Consider the following 17,866-nt stretch of genomic DNA (forward strand, 5'->3'; position numbering starts at 1 on the left):
AAGATAGTGGTTTACCGGGTTTTATTGACAATGATCTTCATAGAAAAATGTAGTTAGATTGAACATAACAAGTAAAGTTGAATAAGAACGACATATTTATTTTTTTATCTCAACCAATATTTTTATTTTTATACCAGTCTCACTAAGTATACTTTTATGAAGAAAAATTTTATCCTTTTATTATGGGCAATAGCCCATGTAATGCTAGTTGCTCAAATTCCTAATTATTACAATTCTATTGATTTTTCAAAAGACGGAGAGGAATTAAAATCAGATATCTCAACTTTAGTTACTACTACTCATACCACCTGGTTGTATTACAGCAGCACTAAAAATCCGGATGTTTGGAAGACCTTAAAATTGTCGGATATAGATCCTGAAAATTCGGATCAAAATACTGTTTTATTAATTTATGGCTATAATGACGATCCGCAAGATGTAATGCATAATCGAATAAGGAGTGTTGATTCCTCTTGTCACAAATCTTCTTGTAAAGGGCTTTGGACTCGAGAGCATGTTTTTGCCAAATCATTGGCTAATCCTAAATTGGTTACCTCATCCAGAGGTCCCGGTACCGATGCACATAACTTACGAGCGGTAGATCAACAATATAATATCCGTCGAAGTAATCGCAATTTTGCAGAAGGCACCGGTAATTCCGGTAATGTTTCATCAACAGGATTTTATCCGGGGGATGAATGGAAGGGATCTGTAGCAAGAATTATAATGTACATGCATGTTAGATATCCCGGTCAGTGCGAAGCAAAAAATACAGCAGAAAGCACGTATACTTACAGCGTTGAAATGCCCGATTTATATTTGAAATGGAATGCTGAAAAAGATCCAACCCTTTTTGAAAAACTTAGAAATGAAGTTATTTACAACATTCAAGGAAATAGAAATCCATTTATTGATAACCCTTACATTGCCACACTCATATGGGGTGGACCCAGAGCCCTAAATACTTGGGGTTATTTGTTAATGGATGAAGTAATTAAACCTGTAGAATACAAGGTTTACCCAACCGTTACCTCTGATAACTATGTATATGTTAAAGGTCAAGATATTAAAGCAGTATATATATATAACATATCAGGAAATTTGGTAAATTATATTGTAAATTTTGATGATACTGAAATTCCTATTCCTAATCAAGTAGGAATCTACTATATTAAGTTAGTAACTAAAACAGGCGAACAAACTTTTAAAATTATAAAAAAACCATAAACCTAAATTTTGAATAACTTACCATTGAAAAATTAACAGTATCTTTAGTTATAAAAGTCCTGACTATTGTTTAGGGCTTTTTTACTTTTATAATAAATTAGTTGTTATGTTATATAATTATATATAAGTCTAAAAAATTCATTTTACTCTTTTAAAAATTTATTTTTTTATGTGTATATTTTATAATTTAATCTATTAAATTTGTTTAATAAAATAAATTTAATAGATTAAAATCATGAAAAAATTTACCTTTAGACTTATTATTTATTCTCTATTGGGTTTACTATTAACCTTACAATCATGTACAAATGAGGATAGCCTTGATGAAGTATCTTCGAGCGGTGTTGGCTCGGACGAAATGTTATCTAATTCTTTATCGAGGGGATTAAGCGATTATGAAGAATTAGGTACTTTAGATTACAACACTTTATTAGAAATAAGGGAAAATTTAATTAAATCAGGGATTCATGTTTCTGATTTAAAGATAAATGAACCTTCTAAAACGCAAAAATCACCACTTGAAGTTCAAGTGTTAAAAGTAAAAACTAAAACCGCGCATCCCAATCGATTAGGTGGAACTATTGATGTGTCAGGAATATTGTTATTACCGGGAAAAACTATTTTTAATTCCTTCTTTAAACATCGTATAATTGTTGCTCCGCCACCCACTTATACTTATAATAAAATGGCTCCATCTAATGTTTTTCAAGGATTTAAGTGGATGGATAATGATTTGCATTTTAATTATTTGGCATTTTGGACCTTGCAAGCTTTGAATGGATTTATTGTTTTCTTTCCGGATTATCCCGGATTTGGAGATTCATATAAACAATGCCAACATCCTTATTTAGATTCTAAAGCTATGGTTAATTCAACACTAGATCTTCTAAAATCAGCGCAAAGAACTTTAACTAAAAAAGGATATAAATATAAAAAAGATTTAATAATCAGCGGATATTCTTTAGGTGGTTTTGTAGCATCATCTTTAGCTCGAGAGATAGAAACAAACCCTTCACATGGACAATCCGTTAGCTTATTATTAACAGGAGGAACCCCTTGTAATTTAAAGCAAATTACAGATTTAGTTAGAAGTGCTGAAAAAACCCAGCATCATTTTTTTCTAACGTTTGGTGTATGGGGATACAAAAAAAATGCCTATCCGTATATTAAGATCAATGATTTTTTAAAAGAGCCGTATGCTTCCAAATCTCTTTCTTGGTTTGATGGAACTCACTATGAATTAATATTAAATCTATATTTTTCAAACAGGCCAAAGGATATATATACCGAAAAATTTATTAAAAATCTCGATACGGATCCGAGCGTTTCATATATAAATGATATTCTTTATGAAAACAGTGTTAAGCCGTGGAAAAATAAATGTAGATTTATTATGACTCACGGAACTTCAGACATTTCTGTCTATTATCAAAATGCATATGATTTTTCAAAACAACAGAATCAATCGGGAGGAAATGTTACCTTTATACCCACTGTAGGTGATCATATTGTTGGTATTATACCTTATTATACCAAAGCTACGTTTTATACCTTGCTATACAAATAGCACTTATATATTAATACGAAAGAACAGGCCTCATCTGAGGTCTGTTTTTTTATATAGCTCCCATATTAGTATTTTAGTGATTTCTTAAATGCAACTTAATAAAAAATCTTTTTGTAAATCAAAAATAAAATAAAGTTTTTTTTGAATAAACTGTTAGGTAAGTCTTTGTATTATGGATAGGTTAACAATTATCGATAACGATTTTGAATTTTTCAGATTGTATGAGGAATGATATTAATGTTTTAAAAATTCTCAAATTGCAAATAAATATTATATTTTAATAGTAATTAGATATATAAAAAAAATTATGTATATATTTTAGGGAAAAAATCATTCCTAATTCAATAATTTATAAGATAAAATTTATTATTTTTGTTTATAAAAAAATAAAATATACATAAATTATGAAAAAATTTTTTTCAAGGATTTTAATTGCTTACCTATTGGGATTGACTTTTACATTCCAATCATGTAATAATGAAGATAGTTTCATTGATACTCCTTCAAGTTCAGCAGAGAACTTGTCTAAAGCTTCTTCAGCTGATGTTCCTGTAAAATCAGAAGTAATAGCTACTTTTGATTCGAGTGCTTTATTAAATTTAAAAAATAAATTACAAAAATACGGAGTAGATGTTTCAGGTTTTCAATTAGATAAATTAAAAGCATTAAATCAACCAACATCTAAAATTGTTCCAAGTGTAAAAGTTATAAAAGTTACAACTAAAACAGCGCATCCGAATCGTTTAGGAGGCTTAATAGATGTTTCAGGGGTTTTATTGCTTCCTCCAAGAACTGTTATTTCGGATTTAACCAAATACCGTATTATAGTGGCTACTCCACCTACTTATACCAATAATAAAACGGCTCCATCCAATTTGTTTAAAGATGTGAATTTACCTGATAATGATTTCTTAGCTTATTGGACTCTTCATGCAAGTAACGGATTTATAGTATTTGTGCCTGATTATCCGGGATTCGGTGAATCTTACAGACAGTGTCAGCATCCCTATTTAGATTCAAAATCAATGGTTAATTCAACACTAGATTTATTAAATGCGGCAAAACTTACACTTTCGGGAGAAGGATATAGATATAAAACCGATTTAATCGTTACCGGTTATTCTTTAGGTGGTTTCGTAGCAGCATCCATAGGGCGCAAAATAGAAACTACCCCTTCACTTGGGCTTTCTGTAAATTTATTGTTAACCGGAGGTACTCCATGTAATTTAAAACAAATTGCGGATATAGTTAGAAATTCAGAAAAAACTCAACACACGTATTTCTTAACATATGGTTTGTGGGGATATAAACAAAATGCGTATCCTAATATAAATATTAAAGATTTTCTTAAAGAACCGTATGCTTCAACCTCTTTGTCTTATTTCGACGGAACTCATTGGGATATTGAAGTAAATGCTTATTTTTCACAATATCCTAAAGAAATGTATACAGAAAAATTTATCAAAGATCTTGATACAGACCCTTCTTTAGCTTATATGAATGATATTCTTCATGAAAACAGCGTAACCCCTTGGGTAAATAAATGTAGATTTATTATGACGCATGGAGTTTCTGATGTATCTGTTTATTATCAAAATGCTTATGATTTCTCTGTACAACAGAAAAAATTTGGAGGTAATGTTACCTTCATTTCTACTGAAGGTGATCACATTATCGCTTTAGTTCCCTATTTAAATAAAGCGACCTTTTATACTGCTCTTTATAAATAGTTTTTTTAAATTAATTGTAAAAAAAGGCAGATTCAATTTAATTGGATCTGCTTTTTACGTATTTATATTTGTTAATTTATATAATTCATAAAAGCCCAAAACTTTCTTTTTTTTAAGTATTCTAAGTTAAATTCATTGGCATATGCCTCCTTTTCAAAACTGATTTCACTGTAAGCGATAGACGCATTTTTATATTTTGCCAGATTGACTATAAATTCAGCGATATAAAAAATAAAGAAAAAGACCCAAAGCATTTCAAGTTGCTGTCTTAGGTGTATTCTTTCGTGATTGATTAATATTTTATTCTTTTTTAAATGTTTATAGCGTATAAAAATAAACGGGAATATAGTAATTCCTTGAAAATCACCATAAAATATATAGGGAAAATATATAACCATTTATTATCTACTATTTTCTAATTTTTCAACTAAAGAATCGGATATTTCGTTATCAATTTTTCTGCAAAATAAATTATCGGAATCAATAATCTTAGTAAAATCATCTTCACCTAATACTCTCGGACTATTAATGCAATTAGTCCAATCTATATACCTGAAATTCTTATTTATAATTTTATCTTTTAAATTTGAATTCATCAATAAAACTTGAAAGAAAACCTCATCTGAGCACCAGGTGGTAGAAAAAAAAGTAGTTATTTTATTATTTTTTGAAAATTCTAGCGAATAATATACGGCTTCTTTGGATAGATTCCACCATTGACTACCCCAGTAGGGAGTGAGATTATCTATCATTTTAATTTTATATTCTTTTCCCGTAATAAATTTATAAGCTAATTTATATGCCGTATGGATTTTTCTTTCTAAAATTCGATTCGCGGGATAATGCCTTCGATCGTATCTCCATATATAAGGTTTATATTTATTGTTTTCAGTAATTAACAAGCACTCAATTAAACTAATCTCCTTATATTTTTTAAAAAAATCATCAATATATTGATTACTTTTTATTGGATAATCTTGACCGGAAATTAGTAGAACATGAGAAAAATCTTCTTGTTCATCTACAATTTGTTGAAGTGAATGTAACGTTTGATTGACTATGGAATATTCTCCCCAAGTTACATTTACTCTTTTTTTTACTAAAATAGCGCTAGAATCAATTTGTTGTGGATTAATGTCGGATTTTTTATCTAAGTTGACATAGATAACAAAATTATCATAAACTAAAGATTTTATCAATTTATTTAAACATTCAATATTTTTATGTGCGTGGATTAATATTACTATCTTTTTATCTTCCATTCATATTAAATTTTTAATTAATTAAATATAAAAAATAAAATATAAAAATTATATGTTGATTGGTTAAATAAGTGATTAAATAAATTATTAACAAAATTCGTACCTTTACTTTGTTTTGAAAACAAATTCCATTATACACTCAATTTTTCCGCTTTTAAAAAAGAGTATTTTAGATTCGGAAGTATCCATATTTTTAGAAGAAAAAAGTATTATAAAACTATCTGTATTAGGTGCGGCAGGTTCCTACCTTAACATTTACAGTAGTTATTTATATAACTCTTTGAAAAAAACGGTATTATTGCTCTTTTCCGATAAAGAAGAAGCAGCATATGCTTTGAATGAAATCGAAGATATGTTCGGGAAAGACACAGTTTTGTTTTATCCTACCTCACATTTAACTCCTTATCAGATTGAGGAAGTCCAAAACGCAAATGTGGTTTTACGAACGGAAGTGATTAACAGCATCACGCAAATGCAAAATCCCAAAATTATTATTACTTATTCTGATGCTTTATCTGAAAAAATAATTACTAAATCTGAATTACATTCGATTAGTTTTAAAATAAAAACAGGTGAAAAAATTGATGCAGATTTTCTTAATGAAACGCTTTTCAGTTTTCATTTTAAACGAACCGATTTTGTAACTCAGCCCGGTGAATTTTCTGTAAGAGGAGGGATTGTAGATGTTTTCTCTTATTCTGATGAAAAACCCTACCGTATAGGTTTTTTTGGTAACGAAGTGGAAACTATACGTAAATTTAATATTGACACTCAACTTTCCGAAGAAAAGGTTGATGAATTTATGATTGTTCCCAATATAGATCATTCGCACAGAGAAACCATGAAAGTTTCATTTTTAGATTACCTGCCTTCTGACACTATATTTATAAGTAAAGATTTTTCTTTGACTTTGGCTAATATTGAGAAAAAATTTTCAAAAGCAGAAGAGGTTTATGCTACCTTATCGCAAAATATAAAACGCAGTGAGCCTAAAGAGCTTTATATACAATCCCATGAGCTGATTTCTAAAATAGTTCAGAATTCATTTATTGAATTCTCCTCAATCCCTTATTTTAATGAATTTAAAACAGTACGGCTGGATCAAACAGAGCAACCGAGTTTTCATAAACAATTTGACTTGTTAGGGCAAGATTTACTTGAAAAAGAAAAATCACATTATAAGAATTACATTGCGTTTCAATCCGAAAAACAGGAAAGCAGATTACAAGATATTTTTTCAGAAATTGAAAAAGAAGTGCCTTTTATAGGTTTTCATGCTAATGTAAGTAAAGGATTTATAGATCATAATTCTAAATTTCTTATCTATACGGATCATCAAATTTTCGAAAGATATCACCGATATAATTTACGAAATTCATTTTCTAAGTCAGAATCCTTAACACTTAAAGAGTTAACAGACTTGAAAGTGGGAGATTATGTTACCCATATTGATCACGGGATCGGTAAATTTATGGGATTGGTGAAAATTAAAAATGATGATAAGTTACAAGAAACCATCAAACTCGTATATAAAAATAATGACATCTTATATGTAAATATCCATTCCTTGCATAAAATATCAAAATTTTCAGGAAAAGAAGGCGCAGAAGTAACTCTTAACCAATTGGGATCGGCAGCGTGGAAAAACCTTAAGAATAAGGCAAAAAGAAAAGTTAAGGAAGTTGCTTTTGACCTTATAAAACTTTATGCCGACAGGAAAACTAAGAAAGGATTTTCTTTTTCACCCGACGGATATTTACAAAATGAACTGGAAGCCTCTTTTATGTATGAAGATACTCCGGATCAAGAAAAAGCTACCCAAGAGGTTAAAAGCGACATGGAAAAACCTATTGCTATGGATAGGCTTATTTGTGGGGATGTAGGATTTGGTAAAACGGAAATTGCCATAAGGGCAGCTTTTAAAGCGGCTACAGATGGAAAACAGAGCGCTATAATGGTTCCGACGACCATATTGGCTTTGCAACACTATAAAACTTTTATGTCCAGACTAAAAGATTTTCCTGTACGTATTGAATATTTAAATCGATTTAAAACTGCCGGACAAAAAAAAGAAATAATCAAATCTCTTGCCGATGGAAAAATTGATATTATTATAGGGACTCATCAACTTATCGGTAAGGATGTCGTTTTTAAAGATTTAGGCTTATTAATAATTGACGAAGAGCATAAATTCGGAGTTTCCGTAAAAGATAAATTAAAGACATTAAAAACAACGGTAGATACGTTAACGTTAACCGCCACTCCAATCCCCAGAACTTTACAATTTTCTTTAATGGCGGCTCGCGATATGTCTGTTATTAAAACTCCGCCACCCAATAGGCAGCCAGTTCAGACTCAACTTATTGGTTTTAATGAAGAACAAATCCGTGATGCCATCATTTATGAATTAAACAGAGACGGACAAATATTATTTATCAATAATAGAATTGAAAATTTGGATGTACTCGCAGGGATGATTAAGCGCTTGGTTCCTATGGCCCGAGTGGCTATTGGACATGGCCAAATGGAGGGGAAGAAACTTGAGAAAATTATGATTGACTTTATGGAGGGGAATTACGATGTCTTAATTTCAACAACAATTATTGAATCCGGTTTAGATGTTCCAAATGCAAATACTATTTTTATTAATGATGCTCAAAGATTCGGTTTAGCAGATTTACATCAAATGAGGGGGCGGGTAGGAAGATCCAATCGAAAAGCTTTTTGTTATCTCATCACTCCGCCTTTAGACGTTATCACATCCGAAGCCAGAAAGCGTTTACAAGCAATAGAACAATTTTCAGATCTGGGTTCCGGGTTTAATATAGCCATGAAAGATTTAGAGATACGAGGAGCCGGTGATTTGTTAGGTGCTGAGCAAAGCGGTTTTTTTGCAGAAATCGGATTTGAAGCTTACCAACAAATTTTAAATGAAGCTATAGAAGAATTAAAAGAAGATGAATTTTCAGATTTGTTTGTTGAAGAAAACGAGAAGAAGGAATTTATTACAGACGTACAAATTGATACCGATTTTGAATTATTAATACCCGATCAATATGTAAATAAGGTAGAAGAACGATTTTCACTTTATCAAAAATTATCTGAAATTACTAATGAAGAAGAACTTACCAATTTTAAAAACGAGCTTATAGATCGTTTTGGGAAATTACCTGATCAAACTCAAGATTTATTAAAGAGTGTTAAGTTAAAATGGATTTCCAAATATATTGGATTTGAAAAATTATTGATTAAAAATAATGTTTTGTTGGCCTATTTTCCAATCAATGCTCAATCTAAATATTATCAATCAGATACTTTTAAGAAAGTTCTGGAATATTTACAAAATAATCCTTCTGATGCTTCTTTAAAACAAAAAAACGTACATGATAATTTACAGCTTTATTTAAGAAAAGACAAGATATTGAAAATAGACGATGTACTTTATTTTTTGGAAAGAATTCATGCATTTATCGATGAATAACAGGTAATCGTATCAAAAAAAATGTATCTTCGCATTTATTATCCATTATTTTATTTTATACGTATTACATGAGTCAATCGCGCACATTTAGTATTTTTGATAAACTCATTATCCTATTATTATTTGTGGCTACCCTTCCATTGCTATATCTTTCTTTTTTTAATGAACCTTCGGCGGATGATTTTAATTACGCTATAAAATTAGATAAAGATTCCTTTTTGGGTATAGAATATTATGAATATATGCATTGGGGAAGTAGATATACAGCTACAGCAGTTTTAATTACAGATCCCATTCATTGGAGAAGTTTTTTGGGATATAGAATGATTTCTGTGTTGATGATCGTGCTTTTTATCTTTGCTTCCTATTTTATGTTTTATCAGCTGGTAAAAGATAAGATCTTATCTGTTAAACTAGCCTCGTTATTTTCTTTTATTTATATTTTTCAATTACCCGGGATTAATTCAGCCTTCTATTGGCTTTCCGGTTCAGCTACCTATCATTTGGGCAATATATTATTTCTATTTTATATAGGATTTTGTGCTAAGAGTACCGAAAAATTAAAATTACGGAATGTATTTCTCTATTCATTGATATTTCTTATTATAGGCTGTAATGAAATATCGATGATTTATTTGCTGATCTTTAATTTCTTATTGTTTACTTATAACTTTTTTAAAACTAAAAAATTATTTAATATATATTTTTATCTTTTACTTTGGACTGCCCTGTTAACGATTTTTATATTAATCGCACCGGGAAATCACGAACGTTCTCATTCCGTGTTTAATCCTTATTCCTTTTCGGAAATTATTTTAAGATCTCTTAGAAAAACGACAGTGATAATTATTAGATATGCAGCCCTTTCATTTTTTATTATATTTTTGGCTTTCTACAGCTTTAGAAAACCATTACAAAAATTGAAATTTCCCTTACTTTCACTTCCTTATTATTTTTATATACTTTTATTTTTACTTATGATATTTATCGGATGCTTTCCAAGTATATATACTCTAGGAAGTTATCCGCCACTACGCACGGTCAATGTCATCTTTTTAAGTATTTTGATTCTTGTAATGATTATATGTTGCAAATTAATCAGAGAATCTTTCATCAGTAAAATACATGTGCCACGTTTTTTACTAAATATTTCTTTGCTAATTTTAGTTTTAGGTTATATTTTTGCCATTAGAGATAATGAAGTATATGATTTAAGTAATAATATATATAATTCATACGATGATATCCTTAGTGGTAAAGCCCAAAAATATAAAGAAGAAGTTCGTGAAAGATACGAGATTATTCAGAAGTCTAAAGAAGATACTATATATTTATCACCAATTCAAACAAAACCACGAATTATATATCATTCTGATTTAAGCCATGATCCAAAACATTTTTATAATGCGTCCATGGCAGAATATTTTAATAAAAAAGCGATCATAATTAAATAATTAATATATAATATATAAATCATGAAAACTAATTGTGTAGTTGTTCCTTGTTATAATGAAGAATTCAGGTTGCCTGTCAAAGAATTTGAAAAAAGTTTAGCAGAAGAAAATAATCTTTCATTTTGTTTTGTAAATGATGGCAGCTCGGATCAAACATTAAAAATATTAAATGAATTGTATCAAAAATTTCCGGATAAAGTTTTAGTTGTTGATAAAAAGCAAAATGCAGGGAAAGCAGCAGCAATTTTTACCGGGATCAATGAAGCTTTTACGTGGAAAAATTTTGATATTTTAGGATATTTAGATGCTGATTTAGCTACTTCTGTTGAAGAATATAGTCGTATATGTTCATACATGAACGAAAATATTATTTTTGTATTCGGATCAAGAGTCAGAAGAATCGGTTCGCAAATAAAAAGAAAATTGCACCGTCATTTAATTGGAAGAATTTTTGCTACCTTATCCAGTACTATGTTGGATTTACCCGTTTATGATACTCAATGCGGAGCCAAAGCATTCTCTCAAGATATAGCTAAAAAGATATTTGCTGATCCGTTTATATCAAATTGGAGTTTTGATATTGAAATTTTCTTTAAATTCATGAATATAGTTGGTAAAGAAAATGTTGAAAAGAGAGCAAAAGAAATCCCTCTAGAAGCCTGGAGAGATGTGGGAGATTCCAAAGTTAAATTTTCTTATTCTTTAAAACTTCCTTTTGAACTTTTAAGAATAAAAAAATACTATAAGAAAAAATACTGATTTTTTCTTATAGTAGTACGACAAAAATCGAAATTTTATGAATAAATACCTGATTGTAGGCTTAGGAAATATAGGAGAAAAATATAGCAATACTCGGCATAATATAGGTTTTTTACTGGTTGATAGACTAGTTGAAAAACTTGGAGGTAGTTTTAAAGCACAAAATTTCGGTCAAGTTTGTGAAACTTCATATAAAGGCAGAAAAACTTTTATACTAAAGCCTGATACTTATATGAATTTAAGCGGTAATTCAGTTAACTATTGGGTTACAAAAGAAAAAATAAAGCTCGAGAATTGTTTAATTATTTGTGATGATTTAAGCCTACCATTTGGTACTATTCGTATAAAATCCAAAGGAAGCAGTGCGGGACATAATGGATTGAGAAGTATCGAAGAAAAGTTACAAACGCAACAATACCCGCGATTTCGTTTTGGAATCGGTAATAACTATGTAAAAGGTAAACAAATTGAATATGTTTTAGGAGAGTGGAACGAAGAAGAAAAAAAAGTTCTTAATGAAAGAATCGATATTAGCACAGATGCAATACTATCGTTTATTTTTTCAGGTTTAAATAATACTATGAATCAATATAACGGAAAATAAAAAAACCTTATAAAAAAGTATTTAGTAGTTAAAATAAACAATTTTTAAAATTTAAAAACAATTAATACTAAAATCCACTACTAATTTTTCAGCAAATATTTATTTAAAAAATATTAATAAACTTATCGAAAAAGTATATATAATTAATTTTTTTCTAAAGATAAAACAGGGTATTTATCAAGGGTTTCAAATATGTAATGTTTATCGCTTTTCAATACAGAAATAAATTTCTGTAAAGAATCTGCATATTGCGGTTTATCAAACATTCTGTCATGAACTAGAATTACTATGGAATTAGGACTATGTGTTCTACCGTTTTTCAAAGTATTTTTAACTTTTTTTATCATTTCAGTAGCACTTTCAACCGGAATGTTACTATGAACAAATCTCCATTCCAAATCCCAACCATATACAGAATAACCTATAGAATCGAGTTTTTTGGCAACATTGAACGCAGAAGATTCGCCTTTAATCTGATGATTAACCGCCCAGGTATTTCTGCCGGGAAGTCGGGCTATTTTATGTTTAAGATTTAATTTACCTTCAGCTCGTAAAAAATCCTGTAGAGCACTTTTAGCATTCTTATAAAATAAACTATATTTATTATTGGTATGGGTATCACTATGATTGCAAACGATAAATAATGGATTATTGTTTATGGAGTCCACTAGCTGTTCTCTTACTATTCCTGTATTGTGAACACCTATCATGAAAAAAGTAGCTCTAACATTGTACTTTTCCAAGATACTTTTACAATTATGCGTGCCCGGTAATTGAGGACCATCATCTAAGGATAAATAAATATAGTATTTATCCGAGGAATCTTTTACGATTCCTTTATAATTATGTTTTGTTTCGGCAAATTTATCTTGATCTTTATTTTTCTTAGAGACACTGTCTGATTTATAAGAATTTTTGTTATTAGGTTGAGCAGGTTTAGTTAAAGAATCTTTTTTACCGTGATGAATAGTAGTATCTATTGAATTATTATGATGTGTGCCGGTTGTGTCTGAAATAGAAGTAACATTAGTAACATTTTTTTCAGGTAAAGCATTTATTTTTTTGTTATCTTCTTTCTTACAACTTAGTAAACTAATTAGTAATATGATGGTAAAACAATATAATTTCATATGGATAGTTAAAATTTTTTAAAAAATTTTAAAAAATAATTTCGTCATAAATCATGCCATTTTCTTTTATAAAACATATTATAACTTTTTTATTATAAAATGGTTACATTTTTTGGTAACTCAACTTTTATTTGAAAAAAACAGAAATATTATATCATTATTTTTTATGTAAAGTATAATTTTTTTCAAAAGGTTTTAATAAAAAATCCTAAGTGATAAAGATACAATTATTTAATAGATTTTAATAAATTAACTTTTTTAAATTATAGTATAATTTAAACGAAGCTAATATTACTATACTTTCCAATAAGAAATGTTTGAAAATATATAACTATTAATTATTAGAGTGAATGACTAACAAAATCGAAACTATAATAATCAATCTAATTGTAACAAATAAATTAATAGGAAAATTTAATAATATTTTGATTTACGATTTGTATTTTATTTAAAAACGGATCATATAACTTGATTGTTACAAATAAAATTTACACAAAAATAATATTTTTGTTGATTTTAAGTAAACACCTTTTGTAACTTTGTCATTGTGCGTAAGATAATTCATATAGATATGGATGCATTCTATGCTTCAATCGAGCAAAGAGATCATGAGGAATTTAGAGGGAAACCTTTGGCCGTTGGATTTGCAGGAGAAAGAGGAGTAGTTGCTGCAGCCAGTTATGAAGCAAGAAAATTTGGCGTTCGTTCAGCAATGTCCTCCAAACAAGCAATTCAACGATGTCCCGGTCTGATTTTTACTTCCGCCCGTTTTGAGATTTATCGTTCTGTTTCAAAACAAATTAGAGACATTTTTTTTCAATATACCGATTTAGTAGAACCCTTATCGTTAGATGAAGCATTTTTAGATGTAACCCATAATTTTAAAAATATGGAATTTGCCAGGGATATTGCAAAGGAAATCAAAAATAAAATTTTTAAAGAAACAGGATTGACAGCTTCAGCAGGTGTTTCCTTCAATAAATTCCTTGCAAAAATAGCTTCAGATTATAATAAGCCCAATGGCTTATTTATTATTACTCCTCAAAGAGCAGAAAAATTTGTAGAAAACCTTAAAATTGAAGATTTTTTCGGAATAGGAAAAAAAACTGCCGAAAAAATGCATCAAATAGGAATCAATACCGGTTTAGATTTGAAAAAAAAATCTGAAGAAGATCTTATAAAGCTATTTGGTAAGCACGGGAGTTTATACTATTTAAATGCGAGAGCTATTGATAATCGGGAAGTAAATCCCAATAGAATACGAAAATCAGTAGGTTCAGAAAATACATTTATGGAAGATACAAATTCTTTACCCCGATTGTATGCGGAGTTAGAAACTATCTGTAGAGATGTAATTCACAGAATGAATAAAAATTCTTTTAAAGGACGTACCGTTACTTTAAAGATAAAATTATCTAATTTTAAAGTAATCTCGCGAAGTAAAACCATAACGAGTTATATAATGGATTTTTCTCAACTCTATAAAATTGCTCTGGAATTACTCTATACACTCGACTTGGATAAGAAAATTAGATTGATAGGGGTAAGCATTAAAAATTCGGAATCGGATTTAGGAAATAATATTCCTAAAAATTTTCAATTAAAAATTCCCTTTAAGGAATTTAAAGATTCATATCAGTAAATTTCTAAATATATAATTAAAAAATTAATTACTTCTGTATTATAAAAAATGTTTTCCGTAAGAATTCATTATTTTAAAAACAGATTATAAAAAGATTGGAATGATATTCCAAAAGATAAAAAGTACATTACCAAAGTATCTGAACTAAAAAACATCTAAAACTCAAAAACTTTTAAATTATCCCTAATTCAATAATTAAACTTAATAATTGTTTAGTGTCTTTTGCATTAAAAGATGCCCTTAATAAGGCAAGCCTCTTTTCTATTGAACTTTCACTATTAGGCACAATTTGATTTTCTTTTAAATGTTGTTCCACCTCTTTTTGAGTATTTCCTTTAGAAAGTAATTTTAATAAATTGATGTCATATTCTGATAATTCGTATAAATTATTTTGACTTGTTTTGTAATTATCGTTGGAAATATAGGTTTTATTTTGATTTACCGATATAATAGCTTTATGTAATTCTTTGGTGTCATTTCTGCCTTTGGTTACAAATCCATTAATTTTATATCTGTCGAACATAGATTTAATTTTATGAAACCTATTTTCAATCGAAAAAACGATAACCTTAAGATCAGGTTGTTCATTTTTAGCTGCTAATATTAAATCCTCGCCTCCATCCAATTTTTGTTCTCTATAATCAGAAGCAAAAGATAAATCGGTTATTAATAGATCATAGGGATCATGATCCATAATTGCTCTTTTGATTTTAAGTAAAGCATCATCGCAATAGAAAGACTGGTCAATAATAGGAATTTTTAATTCCTCAACAGTTTTTTTAATCCCTATATTGTAACTGTCAAAATCTTCTGAAATAAGTATTTTTTTGAACATTATTATTAATTAGATATTGAATATAAAATTTTTATTGAGCAGCCGGTCTTTTTGTTGTGATCAATAATATAATGACCTTTTTTTGGGTGTAATCTGTCTTTTATATTTTTTAAATCTGCGAGTGGTTTGGCACCTGAGCCGGCAAAACCCACGCCATTATCTGAATATTCAATGGAAATGATATAATCTTCTTTTTTAAATTTTAATGTAACAATATCAGCTTGACTGTGTTTTTTCATATTAGTCATTAATTCTTTTAGGATATAATATAAATCCTCTTTTTTATTGTTTGGAATATTATCCCAAATATGGGATTCATTACCTATTAATATTATTCGAGTATTTTTTGAACCATAATGTTTAATCATATTACGTAAAGTAATTGAAAATTCTTCAGTCAAACTAATTTTATAATCTGAATCATGCGAGATATCTCTTGATTTAAGATATAATTGGTCTAATTCATCAATTATCTTCGTTGGTTTTACATCTGAATTATTTTGAAGTTGAACCATCAAAAAGTAAATACCATTGGCTACTTCATCATGAATTCTTTTAGAATATTTCAATTCGGTTCGATGTATTTCTTCAATTTTTTCTTGTCTAAATTTAGCATTTCTTCTTTTATGCCAAAATATTAATAATATTACAATTATTAATGCTAAAATTATAATAGAACCAATCGTTACTTTTTGTTGTAATAGCAAATAGTTTTTTTGAGCATTTTCAGCTTTTAGTAAAGCATTTTCTTCTTTATTACGTTCTACTTCATAACGGATTAAAGCAAATTGGTTTTTGGCTCGAATTCTTTTAAAATTGATTTCATCATTTAATCTAATATAAGAATTAAAATAATTTTTTTCATGCGTAGAAGGTGTATCTAAAAGAATAATTTTTTGCATCGCCGCAAGTTGGTCATCTATATTCCCTAATTTTAAAGCAATATCATACATTTTATTTGCATGAAAAATTGCTTTTTTAATGCTTGTTTTTTCATAGTATTCCGATAAATGATAATGATTGGCAATTTGTCCTATAGAATCAGATGCTTTTTCTCTTATTTTTAGGGCTTGATAAAGATCTTTATCAGCCTTATAGTTTGGATTATCGAGCCATTTTGCATAAGCTAAGTTATCAGTTATACGAGCTTTATGAAGGGGGAGATTATTTAAAAAAGAATCGTTAATTAACTTAGTTAAAATTTTAATGGCATTGTCATAATTTCCGGCTTTAATATTAACAACCGCCTCATTGTTTTTTATGTTGATAACAGATATTTTACTGGTTGAAAATTTTAAAGCCAAATTATAATATTTTATGGCTTGATCGTAATCTTTTTGTTCAGTTTTAGATATGGCTAAGCAATTATATACAGCAGATAAGGAAGCATTATGTTGAGTTTTTTTAATATATCGTAGTGCTTCAACTGCGGTCTCTTCACTTCCTATGTAATCTCCTTCATTCGCTTGGATGATGGCCATATCTATTAAACTTTTACCGATAAAGACATTATTATTATCAAGTAAATACGCTTCTTTTGCATGATTGAAATAATAAAACGAGCTATCACTTTTATTTTTGTTTAAATAATAATGACCCATTTGAAAATAAATATTAGCTAAAAGTTCATTATTCTTTTCTTTTTTTAGCCTATATATTTCTTTATACGTTAATTGAATGGTTTCATTAGTATAATAAGTAAAAGGAGTATTATATATTTTTGATTTTTTAATTGAACTATCAGATTTCTTTTTTCGTATAGTAAAATCTTTGCATGAAGGAAAATATAGCAATAAAACAACGATATAGAATAAATATATAATAAATGTTTTCATTATTTACTAAATATAAAAATATAAACTTATAATATTGAAACTTATTATGTATTAAGAATTATATATTTATTAAGTAAAAAAAGACAAGGAATACATGTATTCCTTGCCGTATAAATATCTATGAATTATTGATTGAATTAAAATATTTTATTTTTTTTGAAATTCAATTATTTCTCAAAATTAGAATGAATTATCTCACGGGATTCTGAGCAGTTTCTCCGCTGATATCCATTCTTCTCACGGGATTTTGAGCAGTTTCTCCGCTAATGTCCATTCTTCTCACGGGATTCTGAGCAGTTTCTCCGCTGATATCCATTCTTCTCACGGGATTTTGAGCAGT

13 protein-coding genes are annotated in these 17,866 nt (G+C 28.6%); 8 read left to right on the plus strand and 5 right to left on the minus strand.

Annotation, left to right across the window (positions count from 1 at the left end; all coding sequences use genetic code 11):
* The first annotated feature begins 156 nt into the window (after positions 1 to 156).
* The 3 genes from C4S75_RS05450 (at position 157) to C4S75_RS05460 (ending at position 4,524) form a co-directional block, all read left to right on the plus strand.
* The gene (locus C4S75_RS05450) at positions 157 to 1,227 is read left to right on the plus strand and encodes an endonuclease (RefSeq protein ID WP_105297315.1); all 1,071 of its coding nucleotides are present in this window, start codon (positions 157 to 159) and stop codon (positions 1,225 to 1,227) included.
* A gap of 235 nt (positions 1,228 to 1,462) precedes the next feature.
* On the plus strand, positions 1,463 to 2,794 hold the full coding sequence (locus C4S75_RS05455; protein WP_105297316.1) for a lipase family protein: 1,332 nt from the start codon (positions 1,463 to 1,465) through the stop codon (positions 2,792 to 2,794).
* Positions 2,795 to 3,198: 404 nt separating this feature from the next.
* A complete protein-coding gene (locus C4S75_RS05460; RefSeq protein ID WP_105297317.1) occupies positions 3,199 to 4,524 on the plus strand; it encodes a S9 family peptidase in 1,326 nt (441 codons plus the stop codon).
* Positions 4,525 to 4,595: 71 nt separating this feature from the next.
* Here the strand turns inward: C4S75_RS05460 and C4S75_RS05465 are convergent, their stop codons facing one another.
* Together C4S75_RS05465 and C4S75_RS05470 are read right to left on the minus strand one after the other, a co-directional pair.
* A complete protein-coding gene (locus tag C4S75_RS05465; protein WP_105297318.1) occupies positions 4,596 to 4,922 on the minus strand; it encodes a hypothetical protein in 327 nt (108 codons plus the stop codon).
* A 3-nt stretch (positions 4,923 to 4,925) separates the two neighbouring features.
* On the minus strand, positions 4,926 to 5,786 hold the full coding sequence (locus C4S75_RS05470) for a beta-1,6-N-acetylglucosaminyltransferase (protein WP_105297319.1): 861 nt from the start codon (positions 5,784 to 5,786) through the stop codon (positions 4,926 to 4,928).
* Positions 5,787 to 5,901: 115 nt separating this feature from the next.
* Here C4S75_RS05470 and mfd point away from each other — a divergent pair, with 115 nt between their 5' ends.
* The 4 genes from mfd to pth all read left to right on the plus strand — a co-directional run bounded on the left by mfd (position 5,902) and on the right by pth (position 12,084).
* The gene (mfd, locus tag C4S75_RS05475) at positions 5,902 to 9,267 is read left to right on the plus strand and encodes a transcription-repair coupling factor (RefSeq protein ID WP_105297320.1); all 3,366 of its coding nucleotides are present in this window, start codon (positions 5,902 to 5,904) and stop codon (positions 9,265 to 9,267) included.
* A 68-nt stretch (positions 9,268 to 9,335) separates the two neighbouring features.
* Positions 9,336 to 10,721: a DUF6056 family protein gene (locus C4S75_RS05480; RefSeq protein WP_146105570.1), complete on the plus strand. Its 1,386-nt coding sequence runs from the start codon at positions 9,336 to 9,338 to the stop codon at positions 10,719 to 10,721.
* Between the two features lie 21 nt (positions 10,722 to 10,742).
* Positions 10,743 to 11,480 carry a glycosyltransferase gene (locus C4S75_RS05485; protein WP_105297322.1) on the plus strand — a complete coding sequence of 246 codons (738 nt, stop codon included), beginning with the start codon at positions 10,743 to 10,745 and terminating at the stop codon, positions 11,478 to 11,480.
* A gap of 37 nt (positions 11,481 to 11,517) precedes the next feature.
* Positions 11,518 to 12,084 (plus strand): aminoacyl-tRNA hydrolase, encoded by a 567-nt coding sequence (gene pth, locus C4S75_RS05490; RefSeq protein WP_105297323.1) that lies wholly within the window; start codon positions 11,518 to 11,520, stop codon positions 12,082 to 12,084.
* A gap of 143 nt (positions 12,085 to 12,227) precedes the next feature.
* Here the strand turns inward: pth and C4S75_RS05495 are convergent, their stop codons facing one another.
* Positions 12,228 to 13,214 carry a polysaccharide deacetylase family protein gene (locus C4S75_RS05495; RefSeq protein WP_105297324.1) on the minus strand — a complete coding sequence of 329 codons (987 nt, stop codon included), beginning with the start codon at positions 13,212 to 13,214 and terminating at the stop codon, positions 12,228 to 12,230.
* A 547-nt stretch (positions 13,215 to 13,761) separates the two neighbouring features.
* Between C4S75_RS05495 and dinB the strand changes: the two genes are divergently transcribed.
* Positions 13,762 to 14,856 carry a DNA polymerase IV gene (gene dinB, locus C4S75_RS05500; protein ID WP_105297325.1) on the plus strand — a complete coding sequence of 365 codons (1,095 nt, stop codon included), beginning with the start codon at positions 13,762 to 13,764 and terminating at the stop codon, positions 14,854 to 14,856.
* 172 nt (positions 14,857 to 15,028) lie between these two features.
* Here dinB and C4S75_RS05505 read toward each other — a convergent pair whose 3' ends face one another.
* Entirely contained in the window at positions 15,029 to 15,691 is a 663-nt protein-coding gene (locus tag C4S75_RS05505; RefSeq protein WP_105297326.1) for a response regulator transcription factor, read from the minus strand.
* A gap of 5 nt (positions 15,692 to 15,696) precedes the next feature.
* Positions 15,697 to 17,526 carry a tetratricopeptide repeat-containing sensor histidine kinase gene (locus C4S75_RS05510; protein ID WP_105297327.1) on the minus strand — a complete coding sequence of 610 codons (1,830 nt, stop codon included), beginning with the start codon at positions 17,524 to 17,526 and terminating at the stop codon, positions 15,697 to 15,699.
* Positions 17,527 to 17,866: the final 340 nt, after the last annotated feature.

It is taken from the genome of Apibacter sp. wkB309, assembly GCF_002964915.1.
Classification (GTDB): domain Bacteria; phylum Bacteroidota; class Bacteroidia; order Flavobacteriales; family Weeksellaceae; genus Apibacter.